Raw genomic sequence first — 24,870 nt, forward strand, 5'->3', positions numbered from 1 at the left:
AGACCTGTCTCGACGATTCATTCCTTCGAGACATCGATCTGAAAAAACGCGGTCACCTCGGCGCAGAGTGGCGGTCATGCCCGAGTTGCTCTGCCAATCGTTCGAGGAAAGGCCGCTGAGCAGGCAGGATCTTGCTACGTCCCTCCGCCATCGCGAACCACTGCGCCTTGTCCACCTCGGGAAACTGCATGAGGCGCCGACTGCGAGGCGGCCACTCCATCTCGAACATATTGCTGCGCAGTTCGCCGGGATCAAAATCACCTGCCACCGCCCAGGCAACGATGCGCTTGCCGCTGGAGTAATGGATTTCACCCAAGTCGATCGGCACAGCCTGGGGGCATGGCATCCCGAGTTCTTCCTCAAACTCACGCAAGGCAGCGCCGTAAGCATCCTCGCCGACATCGTATTCCCCTTTGGGGATCGACCAGGCCTGTTCATCTCGTTTCGCCCAGAACGGCCCTCCGGGATGAACGAGAAGAATTTCGATGTCGCGGTCGTCGCCTTTCAACCGATAGAGCAAGATCCCGGTACTCTTCTTCGCCATCGGTTCATAGGTCCTTTGCGCAAGATCAACGACATCTGCCACGGATCCGCTATCCCTTTGGGCAACAATGACTTTTTCATCCCATACGCGGAGCGGAAACATGACCTATACCAGCATGCTGGTCCATGTGCAGGATAACAAGGAAAGTGACGAAAGGACCAAACTCGCGGCAACGCTGGCTTCGCGGTTCAACGCCAAACTCATTGGCATTGGTTGCGTACCCGCAATCGATCTTGCGGCGAGGGAACAGGTGAAGCCGGTTTCTCTCGGCCACGATCCCGCCATTAGCCGCCCGGTCCTGCCTTGGTATGGCGACGAGGATCTGGAGCCTCGGTTCAGGGATGCCGCGATTTCCAATCGCGAGGACTTGGAATGGCAGACCAGCATGCAGTTTCCGGCCGACGCGCTGTATCATGAAAGTGCCAGGGCCGATCTGATCGTTGTGGGACAGCGCCGCCACAACCCGCCCAATCTGCCGCACCTGGCGCTGGATCCGGCAGAGGTCGTGTTGCGCTGCGGCCGACCGGTTCTGATCGTGCCACCCAGCCTGTCGCAATTGGCGGCGGACCATGTCCTCGTGGCCTGGAGCAACACGCGCGAGGCTCGCAGGGCTGTCATTGACGCCCTTCCATTTCTACGGGAAGCATCGCGTGTCAGCATCGTCGAAGTCGTGGAAGAAAGCGGCCGGGACAACGCTGCGCGGCGCGTCGATGCCGTCGCGGAGTTCCTCAGGCTTCACGACGTCGAAACACATGCACAGGTTCTCGAAACGGTCGACGGCACGGTTTGCGAGACCATTCTTGTCCATGCCGAGCGGCAGCATGCCGACTTGATCGTTGCCGGAGGCTATGGCCATGCTCGGGCAAGGGAATGGATGTTTGGCGGCGTTACCCGCGACCTCCTGCATTCTTCAACCAAATGCTGCCTGCTGAGCCACTAAGGTTTGCCGCTCCCTGCTTTCGGGAAGTCGTCGAGGCTGGTCCTTCTTCGACGGCACACTCACATCCGAGGCGGAGTCTGGGCCGATATCCGCAATCCGGACACCTTCGCAGGCATCAACAAATAAGTATTCGCACCGGAATTTGCTTCCTGTGCCAATCGTCTTGATGGAAATCAACGTGCCCATTCCCAGCATGTGATGAACTTCAAGTACCGGCAACCTCGCCAGGTTCAATGGAGGCCAAATCCTCGAACGCGCATTGCCAGTGACTGCGTCCAGGTCTTCACCCAGCGTCGCTCGGACGATCGAAGTCAAGAACGCCGCGTGGGCGCCGCTTCCCGGGCTTCCGGTACACTTGTCCCCGGTACTCCGCACGACACATGAAAATGGAGAGAAACGATGAATGACAAGGTCCTGCGTCAATCGATCATCGACGCCCTCGACTTCGATCCAAGCATTGATGCAGCTCGTATCGGTGTTGCAGTCGAAAACGGTATCATCACGCTAAGCGGCCATGTCGGCAGTTACGCCGAGAAGATTGCGGCCGAAACATTGGCGCGCCGCATCAAGGGCGTTCGTGCAATCGCCGAGGAAATCGAGGTCCGCTACCCGGATCACAAGAAGACAGCCGACGACCAGATCGCGTCGAGGGCCGTTTCTGTCATCTCGTGGGACGCCATGGTCCCCGAGGGCGTCGTCGAGGTGAAGGTCGAGAAGGGCTGGGTCACCCTCGCGGGCATCGTCGACTGGCAGTTTCAGCGAGAAGCCGCCTATCGCGCAGTTCGCAAGCTTTCCGGTGTACTGGGTATAACCAACAACATTGAGGTCAAGGCCCGCGTGCAGGTTCCAGACGTCGAGGCCAAGATCCTGGCCGCGCTCAAACGGGATGCCGAGTTCGAGGCCGACGGGATCAAGGTGAATGTCATCGGCGACAAGGTGATCCTCGACGGCAAGATCAAGGCGTGGCATGAGCGGCAGGTTGCCGAACGCGCAGCGTGGTCAGCGGCCGGCGTTCGCAGCGTCGAAGACAATCTGCGCGTCGCCTGACGACAGTCACAATACCAGTATCTTGCCTTAGACCTCCTGAAAGATCACGTCCGTCTCCTTCATCGGGATGAATTCCCTGAGGAAGTTGGACGTGATCCTGCCGTTTCGGCTCGAGGGTATGGAAAATCTGATGGTCCGGACCGGCCTGCAAAGCATGGGCATCGTCACTCGGGCTTTGATATCTCCTCTTGCGAGTTGACCGTATTGGCCACATCTGGAGCCGGTGCAGCGGTATGGCTGAACCACGCTGGTACTCGAGGAGTGCGGTCGAGCCCTATTCGACCGGAATTGGCCAGGGACTTCGGGAGAGAATTTCAATTGCTGAGCAAGAGGCAGATAGGGCATTTCTTAAGCATGTCGTGCGTTTCCCCGCCTATCGTCCAATCATGCAGGCGGGCATGAATCCGAGCCCCCATAACGATGAGGCCGGTTTGGTGCGCCTTGGCAAAATCCGTGATTCGCCTCGAAATTGAGCGCCCATCGTCCTCAATGATCACCGATCGAGAAATGATGCCGTGATGCGCCAGAAAGCACTCCACGTCGCTCGTTTGTTGCAGTGCTGTCAGACGTTGGTCTCCTTCCACGATATTGATGACGCTCACATTTTTCGATTTGCTCAACAAGGGTAAAGCATCGAGCACGGCACGGCGAGCCTCACGGCAATCCTTCCAGGCAATCACGGCATGCGAGCCGAGGAGACTGGTCTTGACCGATGCCGGCACCACCAGCACGGGGCGTCCTGCGTAGACGATCAGCTTGGCAGGATCGATGGCATGATGTGGCGAAACGTCGTTCCCCATCCGACCGGCCAGAATGATATCGGCGGCCCGCCCCTCGCTAGCCACGAAATCGTTTGGATTGTCGATGGAGCTCCGCCATTCAAGGCGGCATTCATGGGCCTGCGCGACACGATGGAATAGGTCCTTCGCGCAACGCAGATCCGCTTCAGCGTGGTCGAGATAAGGGCTCATATCCAGGCTGATGGTAGCCGGCCCCTTTTCGGGTAGCACGACCCGCGGTTGCGCGGCACTTGCCGACACCCCGATAAGCCTGGCCTCGAAATGTCGCGCGACTTCGCAGGCAAGATCGACGCGAGCAGTATTGTAGCCGCCAGTATCGACATAAACCATGACCGCCGAGTACCTCATCGAACCTTGCTCCTTGCCGACAAACTCTTAATATAGCTTGAGCGCCGATCCGAGCATTGACAGGCATCAAGAGAAAAAGCGTACACTTTGGATAAAGAGTAGTTCGGCGAATTTCGAAATAGAACACCAAATCGAGCAAGCAGACAAAGGCGACAAGAACTACCTGCCACAAGACCGCGTAGGGCCTGTGAAATCGATGCAAGCCGGAAGAGCATCGTTCACGCTTGTTTCCGGACCCGCGATCTGGCTTCGCTCTTTATTCCTTGGGGTTGATCACCCCCTCCAGCTTTCCTAATGAATCTAGCCTTCCACCACTTTATATTGATGCGGATCAATGCGGCGGCTGTTGCAAGCAGCGATATTCAACGTTGCTCAGTTATCATGGAGCGACGATATCGTTCGACTGAAACGGCTGCCAATTGTGGAGAGTCAAACCATGGGCGAAACAAAGAAGAAGATCTATGAAGCCTTGGTCGCCGGGGCCACGAGCGGCCTGCACAGCGCGCCACTCTTTGCCTATGTTGCCAACAAGAATCCAAAATCGGACAACAAGCGGATCATCCAGGCTGCGTTTCATGCACTGCGTGACCCACACCTGACGGATCCAAGTGCCCTCAAAGCAATTTGTTCTCTTGCGGCAGAACGCCGGCTGATCGAACTGGGACTTGAACCTACGCCCACGAGACCACGACACAAGAAAAATAGCCCTCAGCCTTGAGAGAGAATAGCTGGGCTGAGGAACTCGCTTTACAGCGAACCAGCGAGACTATCTGAACCATCAACGGGGCATTGCGTATGTGGGCATGCTTCCGTCGGGGTTGGAGATTCCGAACGCAAAACACCACCCGAGCCGTTAGACTTGGATGGCGAGTGACTTATGACAGAATTGGTTGCGGGGGCCCGCAACCAAGTCCGACGCTGCGACATGCCACAGCGCCCGAAAACGCGATTTCCCTCGACATACTACGACTTAGAACCACCCACCTCACAGCTGAGTTGACTGGGCCTATGCACAGCGACTGGTGAAAACCAAGGTCGTTGTGCGCCGTGGAAGTCAGGAATTCTACAACGGCGGCGTGCTGCGGGAACTCATCCAAGAGTCAAAATGCTCTTTCAACTTCTGCGCATCATACCCATCCTCGCCGCTTCGCGATCCATTGCTCGTAGAGGCGCTTCTCGCCAACGCCTGATCTGTCACCGCCGACGAGTGGAATGGCCTGCCAATGTTGAGATCCCAGAATATTACTTAGCCGCCTCCACAGGGCTACTCGGCAAGCGCTTGGGAAATCTCATTCGCAGTTTGGATAACCACCGGTGCCAACCCTGCTAGACGGCCATCCGGCATGCGATCGACCGGACCGGAGACGCTGACCGCCGCGAACACCCTGCCCGAGGAGTCACGAACAGGGGCACCGATGCAGCGCACCCCCACCTCGATTTCTTCGTTGTCGATGGCGAAGCCCTGCACCCGGATGCGCGCCAATTCCGACAGGAGATCGTCGAGATGCGTGATTGTGCGAACCGTGTAGCCGTGCAGCCCCTCCCCGGCGATCTTCCTGACGAGACTTTCGTCTTGAAACGCCAGAAACGCCTTGCCCACGCTGGTGCAATAGGTCGGCGCGGCCTGCAGCGTCGTCATGCTCGAGGCGATCATCTGTTCTCGCTCGACGCAGACCATCTGATGCCCGTCGAAAATATGGAAGTGAATGATCTCGCCGGTCAGTTGCTGAAGCTTGGCGATGTGAGGATGGGCACGCGTGGGCGTATCGAGGCTGGCCAGGACACTGCTGCCATAATGGAACATCTTCAGGCCGAGCCGGTATCCCTGGCGCCGCCCGTCCTGATCGAGCAAACCGACCTCCCGGAGCGAGGTGACGATACGGTGGATCGTGGTCTTGGGCAGACCGGTGGCTTCCGAAAGGTCAGCAATGGTCATACTCGGCCGACTGCGGGAAAAGGCGTCGAGGACGAGAGCCATCTTGCGCAGCGACTTGGCACCCGCATCCCGGCTTTCCGAAGCCGTTGAAGTTTCGGGGCTGAGAGCTTCCTGGAATATTGCGTGCACATCCATGTCTTTATCTCACTTTTAATGCCCTGATGTGATCCGTCTTACCTTTTCTTCCAACTTTCGTGCAACGAACTCCAGGGAGAAGCAGACGACGAAGTAGGTGAGAGCCAGAATGGTAAAAACGATGAAGGGCTGGTTGGTGCGGATGACCACCTCTTTGGCGAGCCTTGCAATCTCGCTGATCCCTACGACGGAGACCAGCGAGGTGTCCTTGATGATCAGGATAATCTGGCCAAGGAGCGAGGGGATGATCGCCATCAGCGCCTGCGGCAGCGTAATGTCCCGCAGGCGCTGGAATAGACTGAACCCGAGAGCCACCGACGCTTCGTTCTGGCCTTTGTCCAACCCCAGCAAACCGCCTCGGACGATCTCTGTCATGTAGGCACCGTGAGACAACGAAAGAGCGATAATGGCGGTCGTGACAGGGCCAATATCGAGGCCGAATTCCGGTAGCCCGTAGTAAACCAGAAAAATGAACATCAGGAACGGCGTGCTGCGGAACAGGTAGACATAGACGCCGATCAAAAACCGCACGATCGCGAGAGGGGAGGAGGCAAGGAGCCCTCCGGCAATGCCAAGGCCGAGTGCCGGTAAAAATGCGGCGAATGCCAGGAACAGAACGATCGGCAGCCCTGTCAGGATGAGCTGAAACGCATCGAGCGCAACGGAAAGGACATTGCTCATGAATCATGCCCTTTTGTACTTGGAGAAGCCGGCGCGGCTTTCGTAGACGTCCGACAGGAGGTTCAGCACGACGCACAGGGCGATATAGATCACGCAGCTCACGAGATAGGCCGGCAGGAACTGATAGCTGTCGTTGCCGACGTCGTCGGCCGCTTTCGTGATTTCAAGAACGGCGATCGTGAAGAGCAGGGAGGTATCCTTGACCAGTTGCACGAATTGCCCCGTGATCGCCGGCAGGATCGTCGGCGCTGCCTGCGGCAGGAGGACCCGGTACAGCACTATGCGCCGGCGCAGTCCAAGCGCGAGCGCGGCCTCCGTTTGGCCTCTTGGAATGGCGTTCAGCCCCCCGCGTACCATTTCGGCAATGTAGGCGCCCGAATTGAACGTCAGGGCGAGAACACCCGTAGAAAAAGCAGACAGGGTTATGCCAATTGCGGGCAAGCCGAAGTAGATGAAGTAGACCTGCACCAGCAGCGGTGTGTTGCGCACCAGCGAGACATAGATGGCAACCACGCCCCGAAGCAGGCCGCGCGAGCTGTAGCGGGCAATACCGGCCAACACCCCTATTACAAGCGCCAGCACCAATCCGAATGCGGCAGCCGAAAGAGCGTTGCGAATTCCGGTCAGATAAACATCACGGTACTGCCAGAATAGGTCATATGCGTTGGAGATCATGTTTACCCCGGCCTAGTGACGAAGGATTTGGTCGAGGAACATGCGGGTCCGTTCCTGCCTAGGTTGGCTGAAGAACGCCGAGGGCGGGGCCTTCTCAACCATCTGGCCGCCATCGAGAAAGACGATCTCGGTGGCGAGTTCCTTGGCGAACCCCATCTCGTGGGTCACGACGACCATGGTCATCCCCGCTGCCGCCAGGTCTTTCATGACCTGCAGCACTTCGCCGACCATTTCCGGATCGAGCGCGGAGGTAGGCTCATCGAACAGCAACAACTCGGGCTCCATCGCGAGCGCGCGGCAGATGGCGACACGTTGTTGCTGGCCACCCGACAGTTGAGCGGGGTAGCGAGCGGCCTTGTCGCTCAGGCCGACACGCTTCAGGAGCCCCATGGCACGTTCGATGGCATCCTTGCGGGAGCGCCGGAGAACGCGCCTCTGCGGCAGGGCGATATTGTCCAGGACGGTCAGATGCTGAAACAGGTTGAAGCGCTGGAACACCATGCCGACCCTGCGATAGAGATCGCGGCGTGGCATGCTCCCAAGATCCTGGCCCTCCAGCAGGAAACGGCCCGACGACAGCGGTCCAGCCAACTTGTTGATGGCGCGAATGAACGTGCTCTTGCCGGAGCCCGATGGACCGCAGATGACCAGCACATCAGACTTCTCGAATGAGACGGAGATGCCACGCAGTGCGTGGAAGCTCTTGAAATGCAGATTGACATCATGCGCCTCAAAAAACGCCATGGCGGCTTTCTCCCTCCTTGATCGAAAAGCGGCGACAGGCGCCCGTCCTGCGTGCTAACGGGCGCCCGATCGACGATGAGCCCTATTGGAGAGTCATGCGGTTGCCGCTGCCGCTTTCCGGCACATAGGCGCCGATCCCGAGTTTATCGACGAGCTTCTTTCTCTCCTCGGACACGCTGCTGTTCTTCTCCAGGAAGTCCTTCTTCCAGGCCTCGCTATCGACCCAATAAGCGCGCAGTGCCTCGAGCCGTCCGTCCTTTTTAATCTCCGACAGGAAGGCATCCAGATATTGCTGAGTGGCGACATCCTTCGGGCGAACCGCAAAGGCCCAATTATCCTGGCTGATCAGTTCGCGCGGCGTTTTGGAGGAGACGAAGCCATACTCTTTACGAACGACCCCTAATACGGCGAGATCGTTGAGCGCTGCATCGACACGGTTAGTCTTCAGAGCCTGATACGTGTCGGTGTCGTTGGGATAGCTTTGAATTTCGGCCTTGGCGAAGAACTGCTTGGCGATGTCGACCGCACTCGTGCCGGCCTTGACCGCGATCCTCTTGCCCGACTGATTGAGATCCTCCCAGGACACATTTTCAGCCTCGGGCCGTACGATCGCGACGACCCCCGTGGAATACCAACTCTCCTTGGTGAAAAGAATCTGCTCGGCCCGCTTCGGCGTCACCGTCATGCTGGTCGCCAGAATGTCTGATTTGCGCGTCAGCAAACCGGGGATCAAGCCCGCCCACTCGACGTTTCTCAGTTGCAGGTCGACGCCGAGCTTGGCGGCGATCATGCGGTCAAGGTCGATCGAGAAGCCGGCGGCATTCCCATTCGCGTCACGAAACTGCCAGGGCGCCGCCGACAGATCGTTCATGATGACGATTTTCTTTGCTTCGAGGATCGCCCCGATCGCGCCTTTGGGATCATCTGCCGCCGATGCCTGACTTGTTACGGCCAACATGGCGACCGCCGCGATCAAGGCGAGTTTCTTCATTTCCAGCTCCCGCTCCATTTGTTCCGCATTGCGGAATATTATATGTTTGCAACCTGATAACCACATAAAATGAAACAAAATTCAATACGCATGTTGACTGATCATAATATATTTATTTAAGTGAAGATGAACTCAAATCATATTCCGCAATGCGGAATTACAAATTAAACCACGCGCTGGGTGGGAGGGCGCCGACGATACAGCGAAGCCGTGAAGATTGAGCGCCCAAGGTCGCGACGATCGACGCACTGCACCCACAAAGGATTTTGAAATTGGCCCCGGCTGCCTCGCGGCACCGAGCTGAGCGCAATGCGCAGCTGTACCCAAGCGCTGCTCAAGGAGAGACGTTATGAACTATCGGGCGGCCGAATGGCCGGCATCGGGCACCCCAACACGGATTAGCAGGATCGAGCTCAACCAGATCTGCGATATCGCCGATCTCGCGCGTGAGGATCCCAACGTCATCAAGCTGTGGATTGGTGAGGGTGATCTTCCGACGCCGGCGTTTGTCCGGGAAGCCGCTGTTGCGGCCCTTGCCGCCGGTCACACGCGATACACCTATTCAACAGGCGTGCCTGCGCTGCGTGAAGCGCTCGATCGCTATCACAAGCGTCACTTCGGGATCGATGTCGGCGCGGGGCGCTTCAGCGTCACCGCCGGCGGTGTCCAGGCCATCATGCAGGCGATGCAGGCCATTTTGAGCCCGGGTGACGAGGTGGTCGTTCCGGTTCCAGCCTGGCCAAACCTGATCGAGATCATCGGCATTCTGGGGGGAAAAGTTGTTCCGGTGCCCTATCGCACCGTGGAAGGGGGTGGCTTCAAACTGGAGCTCGACGATCTCTTCGCTGCGGTAACGTCGAAGACCCGTGCAATCGCCATTAATTCCCCCTCCAACCCGACGGGTTGGATCATGCCCCGCGAACAGATGCTGGCTGTCCGTGATTTCGCGCGGGACAGAGGCCTCTGGATCGTTTCCGACGAGGTCTATGCCCATTTCACCTATGGCGACGGATTGGCTCCGTCCTTCCTGCAGATCACCGAGCCGAGCGATCGGTTGATCGTCACCAATACCTTTTCGAAGAACTGGTGCATGACGGGCTGGCGGATTGGCTGGCTGGTCTATCCAGAAGGCATGACGACGATTTTCGACAATCTGAGCCAGTACAACACCACCAGCGTCTCGACCTTCAGCCAGCATGCCGCCATCGCGGCCCTCGATGATGGGGATGACTTCATCAAATCTTTGGTCGAACGATCGGCCAGGGGACGGGAAATCATCTGCTCCATCCTCGATAAGCTTCCCAATGTTCGCGTCTTCTGGCCCGAAGGAACATTTTACTTCTTTTTTGCCGTCCATGGGATGAACAGCGGCTACGACATGGCACGCCGGATCCTGAAGGAAGCGAGTGTCGGGGTTGCTCCCGGATCCGCTTTCGGTCCGGGTGGAGAATCCTTCCTGCGAGTCTGCTTTGCCGTCGATCCTGCCCTCATCGAGGAGGGGGCACAAAGGCTGGCGCGGTTCCTTCAAGACCAATAGCGAGGAGAAACGATCTTGAAGAAGCTCATCAACAGACCGGCCGATGTCGTCAGGGAGATGTTGGAAGGCATCGTCGCCCTCTCACCGGGCCTTGCCCTGCTGGACAGTGAGAATGTCGTGATCCGCGCCGACCTGCCGGCTTCGGCCGGTCGACCGGTGGCCCTGATATCGGGAGGGGGTGCGGGGCATGAACCAGCCCATGCCGGCTATGTCGGGCCCGGCATGCTGACGGCGGCGGTGACGGGCGAGGTTTTCACTTCCCCGAGCGTCGACGCGGTCCTCGCTGCGATCCGCGCCACGGCCGGCCCCGCCGGCGCCCTTCTTATCGTGAAGAACTACACCGGCGACCGCCTGAACTTCGGCCTTGCCGGCGAGCTTGCCGCCATCGAGGGCATCCCGACGGAGCTCGTCGTGGTCGCCGACGATGTTGCCCTGTCCGACATCGTCGCCCGTGAACGCCGCCGTGGCATCGCCGGCACAGTCCTGGTCCACAAGATCGCAGGCGCTGCCGCCGCCGAAGGCAAGGGCCTGGCGGAAGTCGCCGATATCGCCCGGTCGGCGGCCTCCCGCATCGGCACGATGGGCGTTGCGCTCGGATCATGCATCGTTCCTGCCGCCGGCAAGGCCGGCTTTACGCTGGGCGAGGACGAGATCGAACTCGGCCTTGGCATCCACGGCGAAAAGGGCGTCGAGCGCGTCGGATTGCTGCCTGCCGACGCCATCACCGATCGTATCGTCAATCAGCTCGTCCGCGACATGTCACTCGAGGCAGGGGCTCGGGTAGCCCTGCTTGTCAACGGCCTCGGCGCAACGCCGCCCATGGAACTGGCCATCATGACCCGACGAGCCCTCGCCACTTTGCAGTCTCGGGGCATCGGCATAGAAAGAGCCTGGTCCGGCAATTTCCTCACGGCCATAGAAATGCCGGGCTGCTCGATCTCGCTTCTCGACATGCGCCCGGGCGACGTCGAGCGGCTGGATGCCACCACCGCTGCCACGGCTTGGCCACGCGGTGGCGAGACGACGGGTTTTCCTCATCTGATTGCCGCTCCCGCCTCCACGGATGCAGAGGCTCCCTTGGGCGAGGCAGGTCACTTCGACCCACGAGAGCTGCGTCGCCTCGGCTTGGCCGTCGCCGATGCACTCGAGGCGGAGGAAGCCCACCTGACGGATCTCGACAGCAAGGCCGGCGACGGCGACCTGGGCGCAAGCATGGTCCGTGGCGCACAAGCCATTCGTGCACTGCCGGAAGGCGCCTGGATCAATCCGGCCAACGCGATGGTCGCTATCGGCAACACCTTGCGCCGCGCCATCGCCGGAAGTTCCGGCCCCTTCTACGCGATTGCTCTGACGCGGGCCGGCCGCCATCTGGCGCAGGCCAATCGATTCTCTCCCGATGATTTCCGAGAAGCCCTGGCGATTGCAATTGCCGCAATCAGCGAGATCGGCGGAGCAAGGCAGGGCGATCGGACCATGTTGGATGCGCTCTATCCCGCCCTCCAGACGGTCCAGTCACTTGGGGACAGCGTCTCGCCGGCGCAGGTCTGGCGAGAGGCGGCCAGGGCGGCGAATGACGGAGCCCGCAAGACCGCGGACATGACGGCCAAGCTCGGGCGTGCCAGCTATTTGGGCGAGCGAGCCCGTGGAACCCAGGATGGTGGCGCGGCGGCTGTCGCGATCTGGATGGAGGCGCTCGCCACAAGTCTGTGAAACTTCGGGCAGCGCAAGCGCCCTGCCCGAACACCCAACTGAATCGAATTTCATGGCGCCTCCATCTGGAGCGATCCCTGGCGTGCGCCCTGATGCATCGGCCGTTCGACGGCCAACCTCTGGTCAAACAGGAACTCACCTTATGAATCTCGACAAAGTCACGGGGATCATTCCTCCCATCGTCACCCCCTTCACGAAATCCGGTGACATCGATGAAGCCGCTTTTCGCAACATCGTGAAATTCAATCTGAAGAAGAAGGTCCATGGCGTCTGCGTCGGCGGCAGCTCCGGTGAAGGCCATACGCTCACCTTCGAGGAATTCGTCCGCCTGATGGAAATCACGGTGGAAGAAGTCGACGGGAAGATCCCGGTCCTGGCCGGCATCATCGCCAATTCCACCCGCGAGGCCGTCCGCCGCGCCCAGGCCATTTCGCACCTGTCGATCCAGGGCCTGCAGGTGACACCCGTCCATTATGTCTTCAAGCCGGATGACAACGCCACCTTCGAGCATTTCAAGACCCTGACTTCGGCAACGGATGTGCCTGTCATCATCTACAACGTGGTGCCGTGGAACTATCTGAGTCCGTCGCTGCTCATCCGCCTCATGAAGGAGTTGCCGGGCGTCCAAGCCGTCAAGCAGAGCGCAGGGGACCTCAAGGCGATGGCCGACCTGATGATCGGCGTCCCCGATGGCTGCAAGGTCTACACCGCGGTGGACGCCCTGCTCTATCCTTCGTTCGCGCTCGGCTGTCATGGCACGATCGCCGCCAATCCGGCCGCTGTTCCCGGTGTATGCATCGCGCTCTGGAATGCCGTCCAGCGCGGCGAGCACAACCGTGCCCGCGAGATCCACGAGGCGCTCCTGCGCTTCTGGAACGCGATCTACGCCGACAACCTACCCGCCAACATCAAGACCTCGATCGCCTTGCAAGGCACGGAGGCCGGATTGCCGCGCATGCCGATGCCAGAAACCACGCCGGCCCAGCTCGAGAACATCAAGCGCGAGCTCCAGAACGTCCTTCGCTACGAGGAAGCCTAAACAAAGGCGGGCGCTGCGCGTAGCGCCCGCTTTCCGACCGCGAGATTAGAAGAGCGTCCGTTTGAAAGGCCGTCCCGGATCTGCACCATGCCACCGCGTGCTGCAGGTCCGGGATGCTCCCGTGCGCAATTCGGGTCCGAGAAATCGCCCTTTTGTCACAGCGGCCGGCCGCACGCGTGACAGGCTCCTTATCGGGGATGGTCTCCGACGCGGCCAAAACAATAAAAACCAATGGCGAGGAAGCAATGACGACACCACTCCCGACGAACTATTCTCGAGCCGAGGGCCAAGCGGCCTTTTCGCACGCAACCAAGGCGAGAGACATGCGCAAGGTCGCGCTGGCCAGCGCGGTAGGCAATACGATCGAGTATTACGATTTTACGCTCTACGCGACCGCAACCGCCCTTGTCTTCAACAAGATATTCTTCCCAAGCGACAACGCCTTGGTTGGAACGCTGGCGGCTTTTGCTACCTTCTTCGTCGGTTATTGCGCGCGCCCGATCGGCGGCATCCTGTTCGGTCATTTCGGCGATCGCATCGGCCGCAAGACGGCGCTCCTGTTGACGATGATCATCATGGGCGCCGGCACTTTCCTGATCGGCCTGGTCCCGTCTTACGAGACCATCGGGATATGGGCTCCAATCAGTCTGCTCGTCCTGCGCCTGGCCCAGGGGATCGGGATCGGCGGTGAGTATGGGGGCGGCATGGTCATGACCGTCGAACATGCCCCGCCCGAGCGCCGCGGATTCTACAGTTCGCTGGTCCATATCGGCGTCCCCGCAGGCTTCCTGATTCCCATTGCCTTGCTCGGCGTCCTCTCGACGCAGATGAGCGAGGAAAGCTTCCTTTCCTGGGGCTGGCGCCTACCGTTCCTGTTCAGCATCGTCCTGGTCGGCCTCGGCCTCTTCATCCGCTTTCAGATCTCCGAAACGCCCGCTTTCAAGAGAATCCAGGAACAGGGGGAGACGGCCGCCCTCCCCGTCGTGGAGGCCGTTCGCGACTATCGTTTCAATGTAATCCTCGGCATCGGCGCCAAAATCGCCGAAAGTGGCCTGTTCAATATCTATGCCGTGTTCGCCATCACCTATTGCGTCAATACGCTCGGCCTTCCTCGCCAGACCATCCTCAATGGCGTACTCGTAGGATGTGCCCTCGAATGCCTGACGCTACCCCTGTTCGGCGCACTTTCCGATCGCGTAGGCCGCCGCACTGTCTACATAGCCGGCCTTTTGTTTCAGGCTACCCTGGCCTTCGTCTTCTTCACCATGCTCGACAACGCCAGCACAACCATGATCTGGCTGGCCATCGCTCTTGGCCTGGCTATCGGACATGGCTCGGTATTTGGGGCCCAGGGCGCATTCTTTTCCGAGCTGTTTCCTGCTCGTATCCGCTACAGTGGTCTTTCCCTTGTGCAGCAGATCGGTCCGATCCTCGGTGGCGGCCTTTCACCGCTCATTGCGACAATGCTGCTTGCGGAATATGCCGGCACCACAGTTCCAATTGCAGCCTATATGGCTTTCATGGCCATATTTTCCGCGATTTGCGCGCTTGCCCTGCGGCCCATCGGCGACACGGCATAGGCTGCACCAGCACCCTCGGTTTGCATTGGTGATGTGCGCTTCGACCTCGGCTGGCTCATTGTAGGAAATCAGCGGTCCGGCATCGACTTCAGAGTCGTTGCCTCGACGGACGAGTATTCCTACTCGGCGAGCGGCGACATTGTCCCATCCAGACCCGCTGTGCAAATTCCGGGCTGTCCAGCGAGCACGCAGACATATTGATTAACAGCTTTCTCCTCGACCATCGCGGAGAGATGTTGCGCAATTGACTTGTGCACGCTCCCAAAGGGCGTCTTCCGCGCCGGAATTCGCTGACAGCGGTTACGATGTGAAAGCCGCCCGGACGCTGGGGCAATTATGTCAATATCCGCTCGGCACGCTCAGACATCAAGGACGCACACCGACTGTGTCAGTTGGAACAGGATGTGCCGAACATGAGAGCAGGTTGACCGCTCTCGAATTTCAACGGATTCGCCTTGTATTAGCGCCGCCGCTCCGCCTCTGAAGGCGAGGGAATGCAGATCTCACACGCAAGCGCTTTCCCGATCGCATCGTCGATGTGCGCCTTCATCAACGATCGCATCACCAGAAAGTCCGAGCTTGCGCATCCGGCGGCGAAGGAATTTGCCAGCCGCCATAAGCTCCTTTGCACGCATCTCCCGCGCACGGGCGATTTGATCCGGCCGAACCAAATTTGCGAGCGTGTGCACGCCGCTCCATCAGATGGCGGGACTTCTCTATTCGGCGTGTTGAAGTCAAGCGCTTTCGAGCTCCCTCATCCAAGGGGTTTCGATGCCATTCGCGGGGCCTCGCTTCTCTTCGGGATCGGCGCTTTTGGCCATCCCAGGATGGGATCAGTTGGAATGAAGGGAGCAATCTAAACAGCGTTCTCACCATGTTGCCATGGTCGACACGAGTCCCGGCACGCTCTTCCCCATCCTCCGTCCCGCGAAGGACATCTATCCACCCCAAGGCGGATTCCGTTATTGGTCGCTGCGTTCTGTTCGTCGATGAATCAGCTACATCACCGCTGACGTATCTTCTCGAGCCCAACGGAACTCGCTGCCATCAATCCATATCCTGTGCATGATGACCGCCAATCTGCGTGCAAGGGCGACTGTAGCCCTTTGTCGGCCACGGCGTTTGGCAATATTCATCGCCCACGCTTTCAACCATGACCACTTCTTCACGACGGTCAGCAAGACTTGTGCGGCCTCATAAAGCAGCGTCCGCATCATGGCGTCGCCGCACAGTGAAACACGTCCGACTCGATAGTCTTCCCCTGATTGATGCAGCCGTGGCGTCAAACCGAGGGAAGGACCCACAGCCTTCGAATTCCTGAAGCGTGCCGGAATGTCGACCGTGGCTTTGAAAGCCAACGCAACAACGGGACCCACGCCAGGCACGGTCATCAATCGTCTGCAAACAGGGTCATGCTTCACAAGCGACAATAATTTTCCCTGCAAAACCATGAACTGTTCGCGCAGTTTCTGACGAGCTGCCAGCAGAGGTTCCATGATCTCGGCCAAGTCGGAGATGCCATCGACAAGTTCACGGATTCGGTCGCCGAACTTGATTACACCCACAATGCCGACCTTAAGCCCGAAGTTGCGCAGCAGCCCACGAATATCGTTCTCGATTGCCACTGCCTTTTCCTGCAACAGCTTGCGCGCGGTCAGCAAAGCTCGGCGTTTCTGGCTGGTGAGCGTCTTCACATGCACGGGCCGGAACAAGTTGACCCGCATCATCTGGGCAATGCCACGGGCGTCGTTGCGATCGCTCTTATTCACCTGTGCCTTCAGGTAGGCCTTCGTGTGCCGTGTCTCGATGCAAACCACCGGTAGCTCGGCTGCCGCCATCCCGCTGAACAGCCACTGTGACAGCGGTCCTGCTTCAAGTCCGATGCGAGTCGCTGGCATCGCAGGATCATTGAGCAACCGCACCAAATCGTCGGGATAGCTCGGAATCTTGGTCTCACGGCAAATCTTGCCGGCTTCGTTCACGATACAAACCGAGGTCTCTTTGACCGAGACGTCCAGGCCAACATAATATGACATGCTGCGCTTCTCCACCTGATGCTTGTGGCTGCTCCAAAACAGACCGCGATTATCATCAGCTCGAAGCGCAGCACCTCAATGGGGAAAACGAGGGGCCCAGACAGCCGAATACCCCATCTAAACACAATTCTCAACATCGGCCTGCGCGCACTCCACCAGCACCTTAATCGCGTCTTGGAGCAGCGTTCCGAGTCTCCGCCCCTTTTGCCAGAATATGACATAGTGATAGAGGGCACTCGGCTCGAAGGGGCGGACTTCGACCGGGAAGGACGCGAACTGGCTGGCGGCAAAGGTATTGCTGCTCGAGATAGCAAGACCTGCGGCAACAAAACTCACCTCCTGGCCTATGACGTCGACCTGTATCGCCAGATGCGGTTCCGCCCCCATATATCGCATGGCGTTCTCATTCATGAGATGGGACTGCATCCCTGGTTCGACATCCGCGAGCGGCTCCCCCACGAGATCTTCAGGCCTGATGATGTCCTTGTGGGTGAACCGGTGACCGCGGGGGCAAATATAGACATTGGTCGCAGTCGTTGCCGGGCACCAGTCGAAGACGTTCCCGTCCAAAGGCAGCCGAGCAATTCCAAGGTCGGCCCGTCCCTTCAGAACATGCTCGGCCACCTCAGGGTAGGTGCCCGATTTGAGCACCATTCCCGCCATCGACTGGCGTGAGCGCAGCTTGCGGAAAGCCTCGGGAAGCAGACGAAGCGTGAAGATATGCGGTGCCGCGATGCTGATCGTGTCGCTATCAACGCCCTTCAAGGATGCAACCGTTTTAGCGACCCTTTCGATCTGGACGAAGGTAGCGTCGGTATCGCGAAAAAGGGCCATCGTATGGGCAGTCGGAACAAGCCGCCCTTTGTCGCGCACGAATAATTGCACGCCGAGCAGGCTCTCCAGGATCCGAACTTGCTGGCTGACGGCAGGCTGGGTGATTTCGAGTGCCTTGGCGGCGCTGCGCTCCGAGCCCGATCTGACAACCTCGCGCAGGATCTGAAGTTGGCGGAGCGTGACGCCCGTCTTTGAGATTTCCACCATAATGAAACTTTCGTAGGCTTCCGATTGTCGCCTTCGGGATAAAGCTCAACTTATATCATCATACCGATCACGCCAGATCGACCGCCCATTACGACCTACAATTGGCTATTCTCGTTATGATGACAGCAAGCCATATTAGCTGAGCTTATCGAAAAATAATTCGGCTTATAAATTGATCTCGGCGAGCGCGCAGGCAATTCTGGGGTCAGGACGCGGTTCGGAAGGCACTCGGCGCCATCGGAACAAAAAAGCGCCCCACGCATCGACAACACACATCGAAAGGGTGGTGCCGCTCCCATGCGCGCAGCAAAGGCCTCGCCGCGTCCAACAGTCCCCGTTGCCCGTATCGACACCAAGCAGCCTGCTCCGGCGCGGAGTGCCTGATGCGGAGCAGTCCCATGTTTCATCAGGCTATCCAGCACGGCATCCGTGCGGAGCGGATCGAAAAACGGCTGGGCGGCCACGCTGTCCTCCGTGGTGTTGATCTCGACGTTCGACCCGGCGAAATTCTCTCGATCCTTGGTAGCAGCGGCTCGGGCAAGAGCACGCTTCTGCGCTGCCTCAATCTCCTGACGGTTCCCGACCGGGGCGATATCTGGGTCGACGGCGAGAAGCTGGCGATCCGAGCTGCATCGCGGCAGGGCGGCCACCCCTGCGTCACCGACCATCGGCAGGTCCGGCGCATTCGGGCCTCGATGGGCATGGTGTTTCAGAACTTCAATCTCTGGCCCCACAAGACAGCGCTTGAGAATGTCACGGAAGGTCCCGTCCTCGTCAAAGGGATCCAGTGCGATGCGGCCGCCGATCGCGGGCATCATTACCTCGCCAAGGTCGGACTTTCCGACAAGGCGGATGCCTATCCCCGCCATCTCTCCGGCGGCCAGCAGCAACGCGTCGCGATCGCTCGCGCGCTCGCCATGGAGCCGAGCATATTGCTCTTCGATGAGCCGACCTCGGCGCTCGATCCGGAGCTGGTCGGCGAGGTCCTTCGCGTCATGACGGCGTTGGCGAAGGAAGGACGCATGATGGTGATCGTCACTCACGAGCTCGCTTTCGCAAGAGAGATTTCAACACGGGTCGCCTTCATGCACCAGGGGCGGATCGAGGAAGAACGCCCCCCGTCGGAATTCTTCGCCACACCTGCTTCCAGCCGGCTTCGCAGCTTTCTTGCCTCCCATCGATAAAGGGGTTTCGCGCATGGACGGATTTGCCGTGCAATTCGCCAACGGGCTGAAGACGACCGTAATGCTGGCGCTTGTCAGCGGCGTGCTCGGCATGGCGCTCGGTTTGCTCGCCGCAGCCGGGCGCCTGTCTCGGTGGAAGGCCGTGAGCCTCGCCATCGGCTTCTACACCACCATCATCCGCGGCGTGCCCGAACTGATCATCATCCTGTTGATCTATTTCGGGGGTACGGTCGCCATCAGCGCCTTCTTCGGCCGCTATGTCGAGGTCAATGCGTTCCTGGCGGGCGTCGTTTCCCTCACCGTCGTCTTCGGCGCCTACACGGCGGAGATTTTCCGAGGCGCTGTGCTCAGCATACCGCAGGGACAGATCGAGGCAGCCCGCTCGCTCGGGTTGCATCCCTGGCAGACCTGGCTGCTCGTCACCCTGCCGCAGATGCTGCGCATCGCCCTGCCGGCGCTTGCGAACCAATGGATCTCCCTGGTGAAGGAGACCTCGCTGATCTCGATCGTCGGGCTGACGGATATCATGCGGGTCGCCGCCATCGGCGCGGGCTCGTTGCGGGCTCCGCTGACCTTCTATCTGGCCGCTTCCGCCCTTTATCTCACGCTCACCAGCCTCGCACTGGTGATCTTCAACCTGCTCGAACGGCGTTTCGCCGTTTCCGGGCGGTGAGGCGTTCCACCATGGATATCGCACTCCTCCTCACCAGCACTGTCACGCTCGCCGGCGGCATTCCGCTGACGCTTCTCCTGACATTCGCGTCGCTCCTGGCAGGCCTCATCCTCTCGGTGCCCCTGGCCTTCATGCGCGCGTCGTCGCGGCGCTGGCTGTCGCTGCCGGTACTTGCCTACACCTATGTCTTTCGTGGCACGCCGCTGCTCGTCCAACTCTTCATCGTCTATTACGGCCTCGGCCAGATCGGCCTCATCCGCACGAGCGTCCTGTGGGTTCTGCTGCGCGATCCTTTCTGGTGCTGCCTGCTTGCCTTCTCGCTCAATGGCGCCGCCTACACGACGGAGATCTTTCGCGGCGGGATCCAGGCCGTAGCCACTGGCATGATCGAGGCGGCACAAGCGATCGGCATGTCGCCCTTGCAGATCAAGCGCCGGATCATCTTTCCGATCGCCTTCCGAAGCGTGCTTCCCTCCTACGCCAATGAAATCATCAGCCTGGTAAAGGCGACTTCGCTCGCCAGCACGGTAACCCTCCTCGAAATCACAGGGCTGTCGCGAAAGCTGGTTGCAGAGACCTTCGCGCCCTACGAGATCTTCATCGCCGCCGGCTTGCTCTATCTTGGCCTGACATTCGTGCTGACCGGTGCTTTCCACCTGCTGGAAACGCGATTGAACGGTGAACCGCGGGCCAAGTCCGAACCAAGCCGGGTCGCCCTCGCGCAGGTGGCCCATGAACAATAGGTCTCACCAAAGTCCGCTTCAGCTCGGCGAGACCGCCTGGCGCGAGATCGATCTGTCGGCGATTGCCTCCAACTACCGCGCCATCCGGGCGGCGATCGGACCGAACACGAAAATCATCGCCTGTCTCAAGCAGGATGCCTATGGATGCGGGGCGGAAGAGGTGGCCTGCCTCCTGTCCGCAGCAGGCGTCGATGCCTTCGGCGTCGTGTCGATCGCCGATGCCCTGGCGGTACGAAAGGCGGCGCCGCGAAAGCCTATCCTGATGTATCCGGGCATTGGCCCGGATGCCATCGAGCTTGTCCGGGAGCTCGATCTGACGATTTCGATTTCCGGTGAGGAGGATCTGCGTGGTTGGCTGTCGACCGGCGTGCCCCTGAAGATTTTCGTGAAGGTGGATCTGGGTTTCTGGCGCGCAGGCGTGGCTCCCTCGGGCCTTCGGCGCCTGATCGATCTGTGCACGTCGCAGGCCAATATCGTGGTCGAGGGTCTTTATGCCCATCTCAGCGAATTCGGCCAGGCTGGCGCCTCGGCGCAAGAGCAGGTTGCGCGCCTCACACCTCTTCTCGAGGAGCTCGAGGCGACAGGCCAGCGTCCCGCTAAGGTCATGGTGTCGAGCAGCGAAAGCCTGCTTCGCCATCCCGAATTCGACATGGATGCGGTCGATCCCGGCGCTCTCCTTTTCGGACTGACCGGCGCCTGTGCGGGTCGCCGAGCGTTGCCAATTCGTCCTGCCCTGTCGGCGATCAAAGCCCGCATCGTCGCCCTCAAGACGAGCGACCACAGCATGGGCGCGCCGCCGGACCTGCCAGGATACCATGGAGCCATGCGCCTTGCGGTGCTGGGCATCGGCTGGGGACACGGGGTGCCGCGACATCCCGGCGCCGAGGCCGCAGTGCTGGTCAGGGGACGGCGTGCTCCCGTCATCCCCCCTGTCCATCTCGAGCACCTTCGCGTGGACGTCACCGATATTCCCGAAGCCGAGCTCGGGGATGAGGCGATCCTGCTCGGCGCCGCGGGTGCCGAGCGCATCACGCTGCAGGACCTCGCATCCGCCTGGGACACGGACGAAACGGGCGCCGCCTGCGGCCTCCGCGAGAACCTGCAGCGAATACACCTCAGCGAATAATCAAGAACCGAACCAAGAAGAAGGGGAATACCATGAAACGACATCTGGCTTTGGCCGTTCTGGCAACCCTGCTCGCCAGCAGCGTTGTCCGTGCCGAGGAAAGCAAGGCGGTCACCATCGCTTCGGAAGGCGCTTCGCCGCCCTGGGACTATATTGACGCGAACGGTGCGCTTGTCGGGTTCGACATCGATGTGGGCAATGAACTCTGCGCCCGCATGAAACTGCAATGCACCTTCGTCGCCCAGGATTGGGACGGCATCATCCCCGGCCTTCTGGTCAAGAAATACGATGCGATCATCGCCGGCATGTCGATCACGGAAAAGCGCAAGAAATCGATCGCTTTCTCCGTTCCCTATGCGGTGGGGCCAAACCAGATCGTCATGCGCCGCGACCTTGGTCTGCCGCCCGGCGATACCAAGGCCAAGCTTGATCTAACGGACATCGACGCGAAAAAGAAGGCGCTCATCGACAAGCTGAGGGAAAGCCTGACGGGCAAGACGCTCGGCGTGCTTCGATCCTCGAATTCCGAGGCCGTCGTCCGGGAACTCTTCGGCGATATCGCGCAGGTGCGCAGCTATGACAGCCAGGAAAATCTGAAGCTCGATCTCACGTCCGAGCGCATCGACGGCGGTTTGGGAGACTATCTCGTCTGGAAGCAGTTCCTGGAAACGCCGGAAGGAAAGGCCGTCGACTTCTTTGGGCCCCAGCTTTCCGGGGGCACCTGGGGTCCTGGTGTCGGGATCGGCCTTCGCAAGGAGGACGCGGATCTCGCGCAGGCCTTCAACAAAGCCATTGAGGCAAGCACCAAGGACGGGTCGCTCGGCAGGATCAGTCTGAAGTGGTTCGGGATCGATATTTCTCCGCAGACCGGAAAGTAACGACTCCCTCTCGCCGACAGGCCTGCCCCATTTTCTGAATTCATTTCCAAGGAACTCTATCATGTCTTCGCCGTTCACGCTCGTCCTCACCGGGCAATCCCTGATTCATCATGATGTTCGCCAGGTTGCCGACGAAGGGTTTGCGGCGATCAAGGCGTTGATCCAGCGGGCCGACATCGCCTTCACGAACTTCGAGACCACGGTGTTCGGTCGTCATGGCGGATGGCCGATGAAGGGAAACTACTTTGGTTGTTCGGAGCCCACGGTCCTGGACGCCTTGAAGGACATCGGCTTCAATGCCCTGGCGCTTTCGAACAACCATGCCTTCGACCTTGGCCCGCCCGGCATTCTGTCCACCCTCGAAGAGGTTGTGGCCAGGGACTTCCTTCATGCCGGCATCGGCACCGATTTGTCGCAAGCGCGGCAGCCCGGCCTCAAGACCTTCGGCAAGAGGTCGGTGGCACTCGTGGCAATGGATGCAGGGCCTGGGCCGGCGACGATGTATGCCGCTGACGCAACGGACCAACGACCGGCACGCCCCGGTGTCAACGGACTTGAGGTTTCAAGAATATTCGAGGTGGACCCGCCGCGCTTTGAAACACTGAGCGGCATTCAGGAGGCGTTCCAGAGCAGTTCCATGGAACGGAGCAACTATGCCCAACCCCACGATCCACCTCAGCTGCACTCCGCCGACGACATCGATTTCTATGGCACGATCTTTCGCAGGGCGAACGAAAACAAGCGCAGGATCGTGGTAGACACGGCCAGCCTGGCGATCCATTTGTCGGCGATCCACAAGGCGGCCGCAGAGGGTGCCTTCGTCATAGCCTACCTCCATCATCATCACTGGGAGCCGAGTTGGCGCGAGGTCCCGGAATGGGTCCAGGCGTTTGCCCGCGCCTGCGTTGATGCGGGTGCCGGCGTGTTCGTCAGCCACGGCGCTCCGGTCCTGCAGCCCGTCGAAATCCATCGGGGTGCGCCGATCTTCTATGGGCTCGGCAATTTTCTCTTCCACCTCAATGAAGGCGAGGTGGTCTGGAGCGCGCCGGAGGTTTGGAAAAGCGTCGTCGCGACATGCCGTTTCGACGCCAACGCCCGTCTCCGGTCGATCGATCTCCAACCCATCGTGATCGGCGGCGAGAAGCTGGAAGCCCGGAACTATCATGAGCGCATCGTGCCTGTTCGCGCACCTGCGGCTATGGCAACCGAGATGATCGAGGATCTGGCGGCGCGCTCACAGGCACACGGAGTGTCTATTTCTTTCGAAGGCAATTCCGGGAGGATAAGTCTGTGCCGTCCCTCCCCAGACGTTGGGAACATCCGCCAATCGAAAATCCAGCATCTGAGCTGAGAGCGGCTGCGGCCGATCGCTTCGGGGCCGGAAGCCGACTGACGGCTCGTGATGCCGGGCTTTCTTAAACGGACGTTGGCGTCGACGCATGTTCGAGCCGCCAGGCTTTTGTAAAGCGATGGATGCTGTCATGCGCGCCTTCATAACCCCGGCCACGCAGTTCTTCGAAAAGCCGGATCGTCGAGCGGCGTTCACGGCGCGGAAGCTTCGCCTCGGCTTCCAATATGCCTCTCAGCACATCGACCCAGAGTCCAAGCTTGCGCTGCGGCTGCACCTCTCGTTTGTAGCTGAATGACGTCGCGCCAGAATGCAACACCTTGCGCACCGTATCGCGTGCGATCCCGAGCTCCCGGGCGATACGCTTGATCCCCTTGCCGTTTTGAAAATGCTCAAAACGGATCCGCGCTCTCGTCTCCACGCCCGTCATCCCCGGCCCCCTCCGCTTAATCGGAAGGGGCATCCCGAAGCACATCAGAGGGTCTACGATTCAACGCGATAACCACCCATCAAGGGGACAACATTCCACACGTTCTCACAAGTTCAGGTTGCGACGGTCTCACGGATATGATGCGCAGCCGAAGTCAGAAAACTCTGCGCAAGCTCAGGGTCGTTCACCACGCGCGATAGCGTCAATGCGCCAAGCATTGTCGAAAGAATGGCCATTGCCTTGCCGTTCGTTGGCTCGCCGTCCGGCCCGGGAAGCATGCTGCCGAGCGCCTCAAGATGCGTCTTAATTCCGGCTTCGAACGAGTCCTTCACGCTTGTGCCCTGTCTTGCTGCATCAGAGCCCAGCGCCGCAATCGGACAGCCGTCCATCTTCTCCTGGCTGTGCTCCATGCTGAGATAGAAGCCCAGCACTGCGCCAAGCGGATCGTCAGGATTTGCCGCAACTGCGGCGGCCCATCTTTGCCCAGCGCTTTCCATCGCTCGTTTGGAGGCCTGCGCCGCCAGATCCTCCTTCGACGTAAACTGCTTGTAAAAGGCGCCCTGGGTCAGGCCAGCTCCCTTCATCAAGTCCTTGAGCCCGATGCCGTCAAAGCCGTGCTCGCGAAAAAGGCGGCCCGACACATTGATCACGGCTTGGCGGTTTTCCTCGGCCTGAACGCGACTTACCCGCATCACTGATCCTCG

General features: G+C 59.7%; 25 protein-coding genes and 1 pseudogene. 14 read left to right on the forward strand and 12 right to left on the reverse strand.

Features of this window, described 5'->3' with window-relative positions; translation table 11 throughout:
* Positions 1-52: 52 nt before the first annotated feature.
* The gene (locus ACIGJE_RS32650) at positions 53-544 is read right to left on the reverse strand and encodes an NUDIX hydrolase (RefSeq protein WP_483681216.1); all 492 of its coding nucleotides are present in this window, start codon (positions 542-544) and stop codon (positions 53-55) included.
* A 100-nt stretch (positions 545-644) separates the two neighbouring features.
* Here ACIGJE_RS32650 and ACIGJE_RS32655 point away from each other — a divergent pair, with 100 nt between their 5' ends.
* Positions 645-1,484, forward strand: coding sequence for a universal stress protein (locus ACIGJE_RS32655; protein ID WP_483680725.1), 840 nt, complete (start codon positions 645-647; stop codon positions 1,482-1,484).
* On the opposite strand, the gene ACIGJE_RS32660 is transcribed toward ACIGJE_RS32655, so the two are convergent.
* Positions 1,455-1,799, reverse strand: a complete 345-nt coding sequence (locus ACIGJE_RS32660) for a hypothetical protein (protein ID WP_483680727.1) — start codon at positions 1,797-1,799, stop codon at positions 1,455-1,457. The two genes, ACIGJE_RS32655 and ACIGJE_RS32660, sit on opposite strands and share 30 nt — an antisense overlap.
* An 84-nt stretch (positions 1,800-1,883) precedes the next feature.
* On the opposite strand from ACIGJE_RS32660, the gene ACIGJE_RS32665 reads away from it, so the two are divergent.
* Positions 1,884-2,531 carry a BON domain-containing protein gene (locus ACIGJE_RS32665; RefSeq protein ID WP_483680729.1) on the forward strand — a complete coding sequence of 216 codons (648 nt, stop codon included), beginning with the start codon at positions 1,884-1,886 and terminating at the stop codon, positions 2,529-2,531.
* A 314-nt stretch (positions 2,532-2,845) separates the two neighbouring features.
* Here ACIGJE_RS32665 and ACIGJE_RS32670 read toward each other — a convergent pair whose 3' ends face one another.
* Positions 2,846-3,661, reverse strand: coding sequence for a hypothetical protein (locus ACIGJE_RS32670; protein ID WP_483680730.1), 816 nt, complete (start codon positions 3,659-3,661; stop codon positions 2,846-2,848).
* A 352-nt stretch (positions 3,662-4,013) separates the two neighbouring features.
* Here ACIGJE_RS32670 and ACIGJE_RS32675 point away from each other — a divergent pair, with 352 nt between their 5' ends.
* A complete protein-coding gene (locus tag ACIGJE_RS32675; RefSeq protein ID WP_483680731.1) occupies positions 4,014-4,397 on the forward strand; it encodes a hypothetical protein in 384 nt (127 codons plus the stop codon).
* A 546-nt stretch (positions 4,398-4,943) separates the two neighbouring features.
* Here the strand turns inward: ACIGJE_RS32675 and ACIGJE_RS32680 are convergent.
* From ACIGJE_RS32680 to ACIGJE_RS32700, 5 genes are all read right to left on the reverse strand, one after another.
* On the reverse strand, positions 4,944-5,657 hold the full coding sequence (locus tag ACIGJE_RS32680; protein WP_367626369.1) for an IclR family transcriptional regulator: 714 nt from the start codon (positions 5,655-5,657) through the stop codon (positions 4,944-4,946).
* Positions 5,658-5,765: 108 nt separating this feature from the next.
* Positions 5,766-6,431: an amino acid ABC transporter permease gene (locus tag ACIGJE_RS32685; RefSeq protein WP_483680733.1), complete on the reverse strand. Its 666-nt coding sequence runs from the start codon at positions 6,429-6,431 to the stop codon at positions 5,766-5,768.
* A 3-nt stretch (positions 6,432-6,434) separates the two neighbouring features.
* The gene (locus ACIGJE_RS32690; RefSeq protein ID WP_483680735.1) at positions 6,435-7,106 is read right to left on the reverse strand and encodes an amino acid ABC transporter permease; all 672 of its coding nucleotides are present in this window, start codon (positions 7,104-7,106) and stop codon (positions 6,435-6,437) included.
* A gap of 12 nt (positions 7,107-7,118) precedes the next feature.
* Positions 7,119-7,850 carry an amino acid ABC transporter ATP-binding protein gene (locus ACIGJE_RS32695; RefSeq protein WP_483680737.1) on the reverse strand — a complete coding sequence of 244 codons (732 nt, stop codon included), beginning with the start codon at positions 7,848-7,850 and terminating at the stop codon, positions 7,119-7,121.
* Between the two features lie 82 nt (positions 7,851-7,932).
* The gene (locus tag ACIGJE_RS32700; protein WP_367626373.1) at positions 7,933-8,841 is read right to left on the reverse strand and encodes a substrate-binding periplasmic protein; all 909 of its coding nucleotides are present in this window, start codon (positions 8,839-8,841) and stop codon (positions 7,933-7,935) included.
* A 349-nt stretch (positions 8,842-9,190) separates the two neighbouring features.
* Here ACIGJE_RS32700 and ACIGJE_RS32705 point away from each other — a divergent pair, with 349 nt between their 5' ends.
* The 5 genes from ACIGJE_RS32705 to ACIGJE_RS32725 all read left to right on the forward strand — a co-directional run bounded on the left by ACIGJE_RS32705 (position 9,191) and on the right by ACIGJE_RS32725 (position 15,567).
* Positions 9,191-10,378, forward strand: coding sequence for a pyridoxal phosphate-dependent aminotransferase (locus tag ACIGJE_RS32705; RefSeq protein ID WP_483680739.1), 1,188 nt, complete (start codon positions 9,191-9,193; stop codon positions 10,376-10,378).
* A 15-nt stretch (positions 10,379-10,393) separates the two neighbouring features.
* A complete protein-coding gene (locus ACIGJE_RS32710; RefSeq protein ID WP_483680741.1) occupies positions 10,394-12,088 on the forward strand; it encodes a dihydroxyacetone kinase family protein in 1,695 nt (564 codons plus the stop codon).
* 142 nt (positions 12,089-12,230) lie between these two features.
* Entirely contained in the window at positions 12,231-13,127 is an 897-nt protein-coding gene (locus ACIGJE_RS32715; RefSeq protein ID WP_483680742.1) for a dihydrodipicolinate synthase family protein, read from the forward strand.
* A 197-nt stretch (positions 13,128-13,324) separates the two neighbouring features.
* Positions 13,325-14,707 carry an MFS transporter gene (locus ACIGJE_RS32720; protein WP_483680744.1) on the forward strand — a complete coding sequence of 461 codons (1,383 nt, stop codon included), beginning with the start codon at positions 13,325-13,327 and terminating at the stop codon, positions 14,705-14,707.
* A 494-nt stretch (positions 14,708-15,201) separates the two neighbouring features.
* On the forward strand, positions 15,202-15,567 hold the full coding sequence (locus ACIGJE_RS32725) for a hypothetical protein (protein ID WP_483680746.1): 366 nt from the start codon (positions 15,202-15,204) through the stop codon (positions 15,565-15,567).
* Between the two features lie 138 nt (positions 15,568-15,705).
* Here the strand turns inward: ACIGJE_RS32725 and ACIGJE_RS32730 are convergent, their stop codons facing one another.
* Both ACIGJE_RS32730 and ACIGJE_RS32735 read right to left on the reverse strand, forming a co-directional pair.
* Positions 15,706-16,743: an IS110 family RNA-guided transposase gene (locus ACIGJE_RS32730; RefSeq protein ID WP_394315757.1), complete on the reverse strand. Its 1,038-nt coding sequence runs from the start codon at positions 16,741-16,743 to the stop codon at positions 15,706-15,708.
* A 117-nt stretch (positions 16,744-16,860) separates the two neighbouring features.
* Positions 16,861-17,784, reverse strand: coding sequence for a LysR family transcriptional regulator (locus ACIGJE_RS32735; protein ID WP_367626378.1), 924 nt, complete (start codon positions 17,782-17,784; stop codon positions 16,861-16,863).
* A 398-nt stretch (positions 17,785-18,182) separates the two neighbouring features.
* Here ACIGJE_RS32735 and ACIGJE_RS32740 point away from each other — a divergent pair, with 398 nt between their 5' ends.
* The 6 genes from ACIGJE_RS32740 to ACIGJE_RS32765 all read left to right on the forward strand — a co-directional run bounded on the left by ACIGJE_RS32740 (position 18,183) and on the right by ACIGJE_RS32765 (position 23,739).
* Complete coding sequence (locus tag ACIGJE_RS32740) at positions 18,183-18,968, forward strand: amino acid ABC transporter ATP-binding protein (RefSeq protein WP_367626379.1); 786 nt, start codon at positions 18,183-18,185, stop codon at positions 18,966-18,968.
* Positions 18,969-18,981: 13 nt separating this feature from the next.
* Positions 18,982-19,641 (forward strand): ABC transporter permease, encoded by a 660-nt coding sequence (locus ACIGJE_RS32745; RefSeq protein WP_367626380.1) that lies wholly within the window; start codon positions 18,982-18,984, stop codon positions 19,639-19,641.
* A gap of 11 nt (positions 19,642-19,652) precedes the next feature.
* On the forward strand, positions 19,653-20,384 hold the full coding sequence (locus ACIGJE_RS32750) for an ABC transporter permease (protein WP_367626381.1): 732 nt from the start codon (positions 19,653-19,655) through the stop codon (positions 20,382-20,384).
* A complete protein-coding gene (gene alr, locus ACIGJE_RS32755) occupies positions 20,374-21,510 on the forward strand; it encodes an alanine racemase (RefSeq protein WP_483680748.1) in 1,137 nt (378 codons plus the stop codon). Before ACIGJE_RS32750 ends, alr begins: the two co-directional genes overlap by 11 nt.
* Before the next feature lie 32 nt (positions 21,511-21,542).
* Positions 21,543-22,388: a transporter substrate-binding domain-containing protein gene (locus tag ACIGJE_RS32760; RefSeq protein ID WP_483680750.1), complete on the forward strand. Its 846-nt coding sequence runs from the start codon at positions 21,543-21,545 to the stop codon at positions 22,386-22,388.
* A gap of 61 nt (positions 22,389-22,449) precedes the next feature.
* The gene (locus ACIGJE_RS32765) at positions 22,450-23,739 is read left to right on the forward strand and encodes a CapA family protein (RefSeq protein WP_483680752.1); all 1,290 of its coding nucleotides are present in this window, start codon (positions 22,450-22,452) and stop codon (positions 23,737-23,739) included.
* A 76-nt stretch (positions 23,740-23,815) separates the two neighbouring features.
* On the opposite strand, the pseudogene ACIGJE_RS32770 reads toward ACIGJE_RS32765, so the two are convergent.
* Both ACIGJE_RS32770 and ACIGJE_RS32775 read right to left on the reverse strand, forming a co-directional pair.
* Positions 23,816-24,166, reverse strand: a pseudogene (locus ACIGJE_RS32770) (IS21 family transposase); the annotation flags it as partial.
* Positions 24,167-24,279: 113 nt separating this feature from the next.
* Positions 24,280-24,858 (reverse strand): TetR/AcrR family transcriptional regulator, encoded by a 579-nt coding sequence (locus ACIGJE_RS32775; protein ID WP_367626385.1) that lies wholly within the window; start codon positions 24,856-24,858, stop codon positions 24,280-24,282.
* Positions 24,859-24,870: the final 12 nt, after the last annotated feature.

This window comes from Labrys sp. E2SS-1L (assembly GCF_057073705.1).

Coding starts and splice junctions, on each gene's coding strand:
- ACIGJE_RS32650 (WP_483681216.1), bottom strand. CDS start 544: ATGGCGAAGAAGAGTACCGGGATCTTGCTCTATCGGTTGAAAGGCGAC.
- ACIGJE_RS32695 (WP_483680737.1), bottom strand. CDS start 7,850: ATGGCGTTTTTTGAGGCGCATGATGTCAATCTGCATTTCAAGAGCTTC.
- ACIGJE_RS32665 (WP_483680729.1), top strand. CDS start 1,884: ATGAATGACAAGGTCCTGCGTCAATCGATCATCGACGCCCTCGACTTC.
- ACIGJE_RS32745 (WP_367626380.1), top strand. CDS start 18,982: ATGGACGGATTTGCCGTGCAATTCGCCAACGGGCTGAAGACGACCGTA.
- ACIGJE_RS32730 (WP_394315757.1), bottom strand. CDS start 16,743: ATGTCATATTATGTTGGCCTGGACGTCTCGGTCAAAGAGACCTCGGTT.
- ACIGJE_RS32705 (WP_483680739.1), top strand. CDS start 9,191: ATGAACTATCGGGCGGCCGAATGGCCGGCATCGGGCACCCCAACACGG.
- ACIGJE_RS32685 (WP_483680733.1), bottom strand. CDS start 6,431: ATGAGCAATGTCCTTTCCGTTGCGCTCGATGCGTTTCAGCTCATCCTG.
- ACIGJE_RS32715 (WP_483680742.1), top strand. CDS start 12,231: ATGAATCTCGACAAAGTCACGGGGATCATTCCTCCCATCGTCACCCCC.
- ACIGJE_RS32700 (WP_367626373.1), bottom strand. CDS start 8,841: ATGAAGAAACTCGCCTTGATCGCGGCGGTCGCCATGTTGGCCGTAACA.
- ACIGJE_RS32750 (WP_367626381.1), top strand. CDS start 19,653: ATGGATATCGCACTCCTCCTCACCAGCACTGTCACGCTCGCCGGCGGC.
- ACIGJE_RS32775 (WP_367626385.1), bottom strand. CDS start 24,858: ATGCGGGTAAGTCGCGTTCAGGCCGAGGAAAACCGCCAAGCCGTGATC.
- ACIGJE_RS32735 (WP_367626378.1), bottom strand. CDS start 17,784: ATGGTGGAAATCTCAAAGACGGGCGTCACGCTCCGCCAACTTCAGATC.
- alr (WP_483680748.1), top strand. CDS start 20,374: ATGAACAATAGGTCTCACCAAAGTCCGCTTCAGCTCGGCGAGACCGCC.
- ACIGJE_RS32765 (WP_483680752.1), top strand. CDS start 22,450: ATGTCTTCGCCGTTCACGCTCGTCCTCACCGGGCAATCCCTGATTCAT.
- ACIGJE_RS32670 (WP_483680730.1), bottom strand. CDS start 3,661: ATGGTTTATGTCGATACTGGCGGCTACAATACTGCTCGCGTCGATCTT.
- ACIGJE_RS32760 (WP_483680750.1), top strand. CDS start 21,543: ATGAAACGACATCTGGCTTTGGCCGTTCTGGCAACCCTGCTCGCCAGC.
- ACIGJE_RS32725 (WP_483680746.1), top strand. CDS start 15,202: ATGCAGATCTCACACGCAAGCGCTTTCCCGATCGCATCGTCGATGTGC.
- ACIGJE_RS32680 (WP_367626369.1), bottom strand. CDS start 5,657: ATGGCTCTCGTCCTCGACGCCTTTTCCCGCAGTCGGCCGAGTATGACC.
- ACIGJE_RS32675 (WP_483680731.1), top strand. CDS start 4,014: ATGCGGCGGCTGTTGCAAGCAGCGATATTCAACGTTGCTCAGTTATCA.
- ACIGJE_RS32690 (WP_483680735.1), bottom strand. CDS start 7,106: ATGATCTCCAACGCATATGACCTATTCTGGCAGTACCGTGATGTTTAT.
- ACIGJE_RS32740 (WP_367626379.1), top strand. CDS start 18,183: ATGTTTCATCAGGCTATCCAGCACGGCATCCGTGCGGAGCGGATCGAA.
- ACIGJE_RS32655 (WP_483680725.1), top strand. CDS start 645: ATGACCTATACCAGCATGCTGGTCCATGTGCAGGATAACAAGGAAAGT.
- ACIGJE_RS32720 (WP_483680744.1), top strand. CDS start 13,325: ATGGTCTCCGACGCGGCCAAAACAATAAAAACCAATGGCGAGGAAGCA.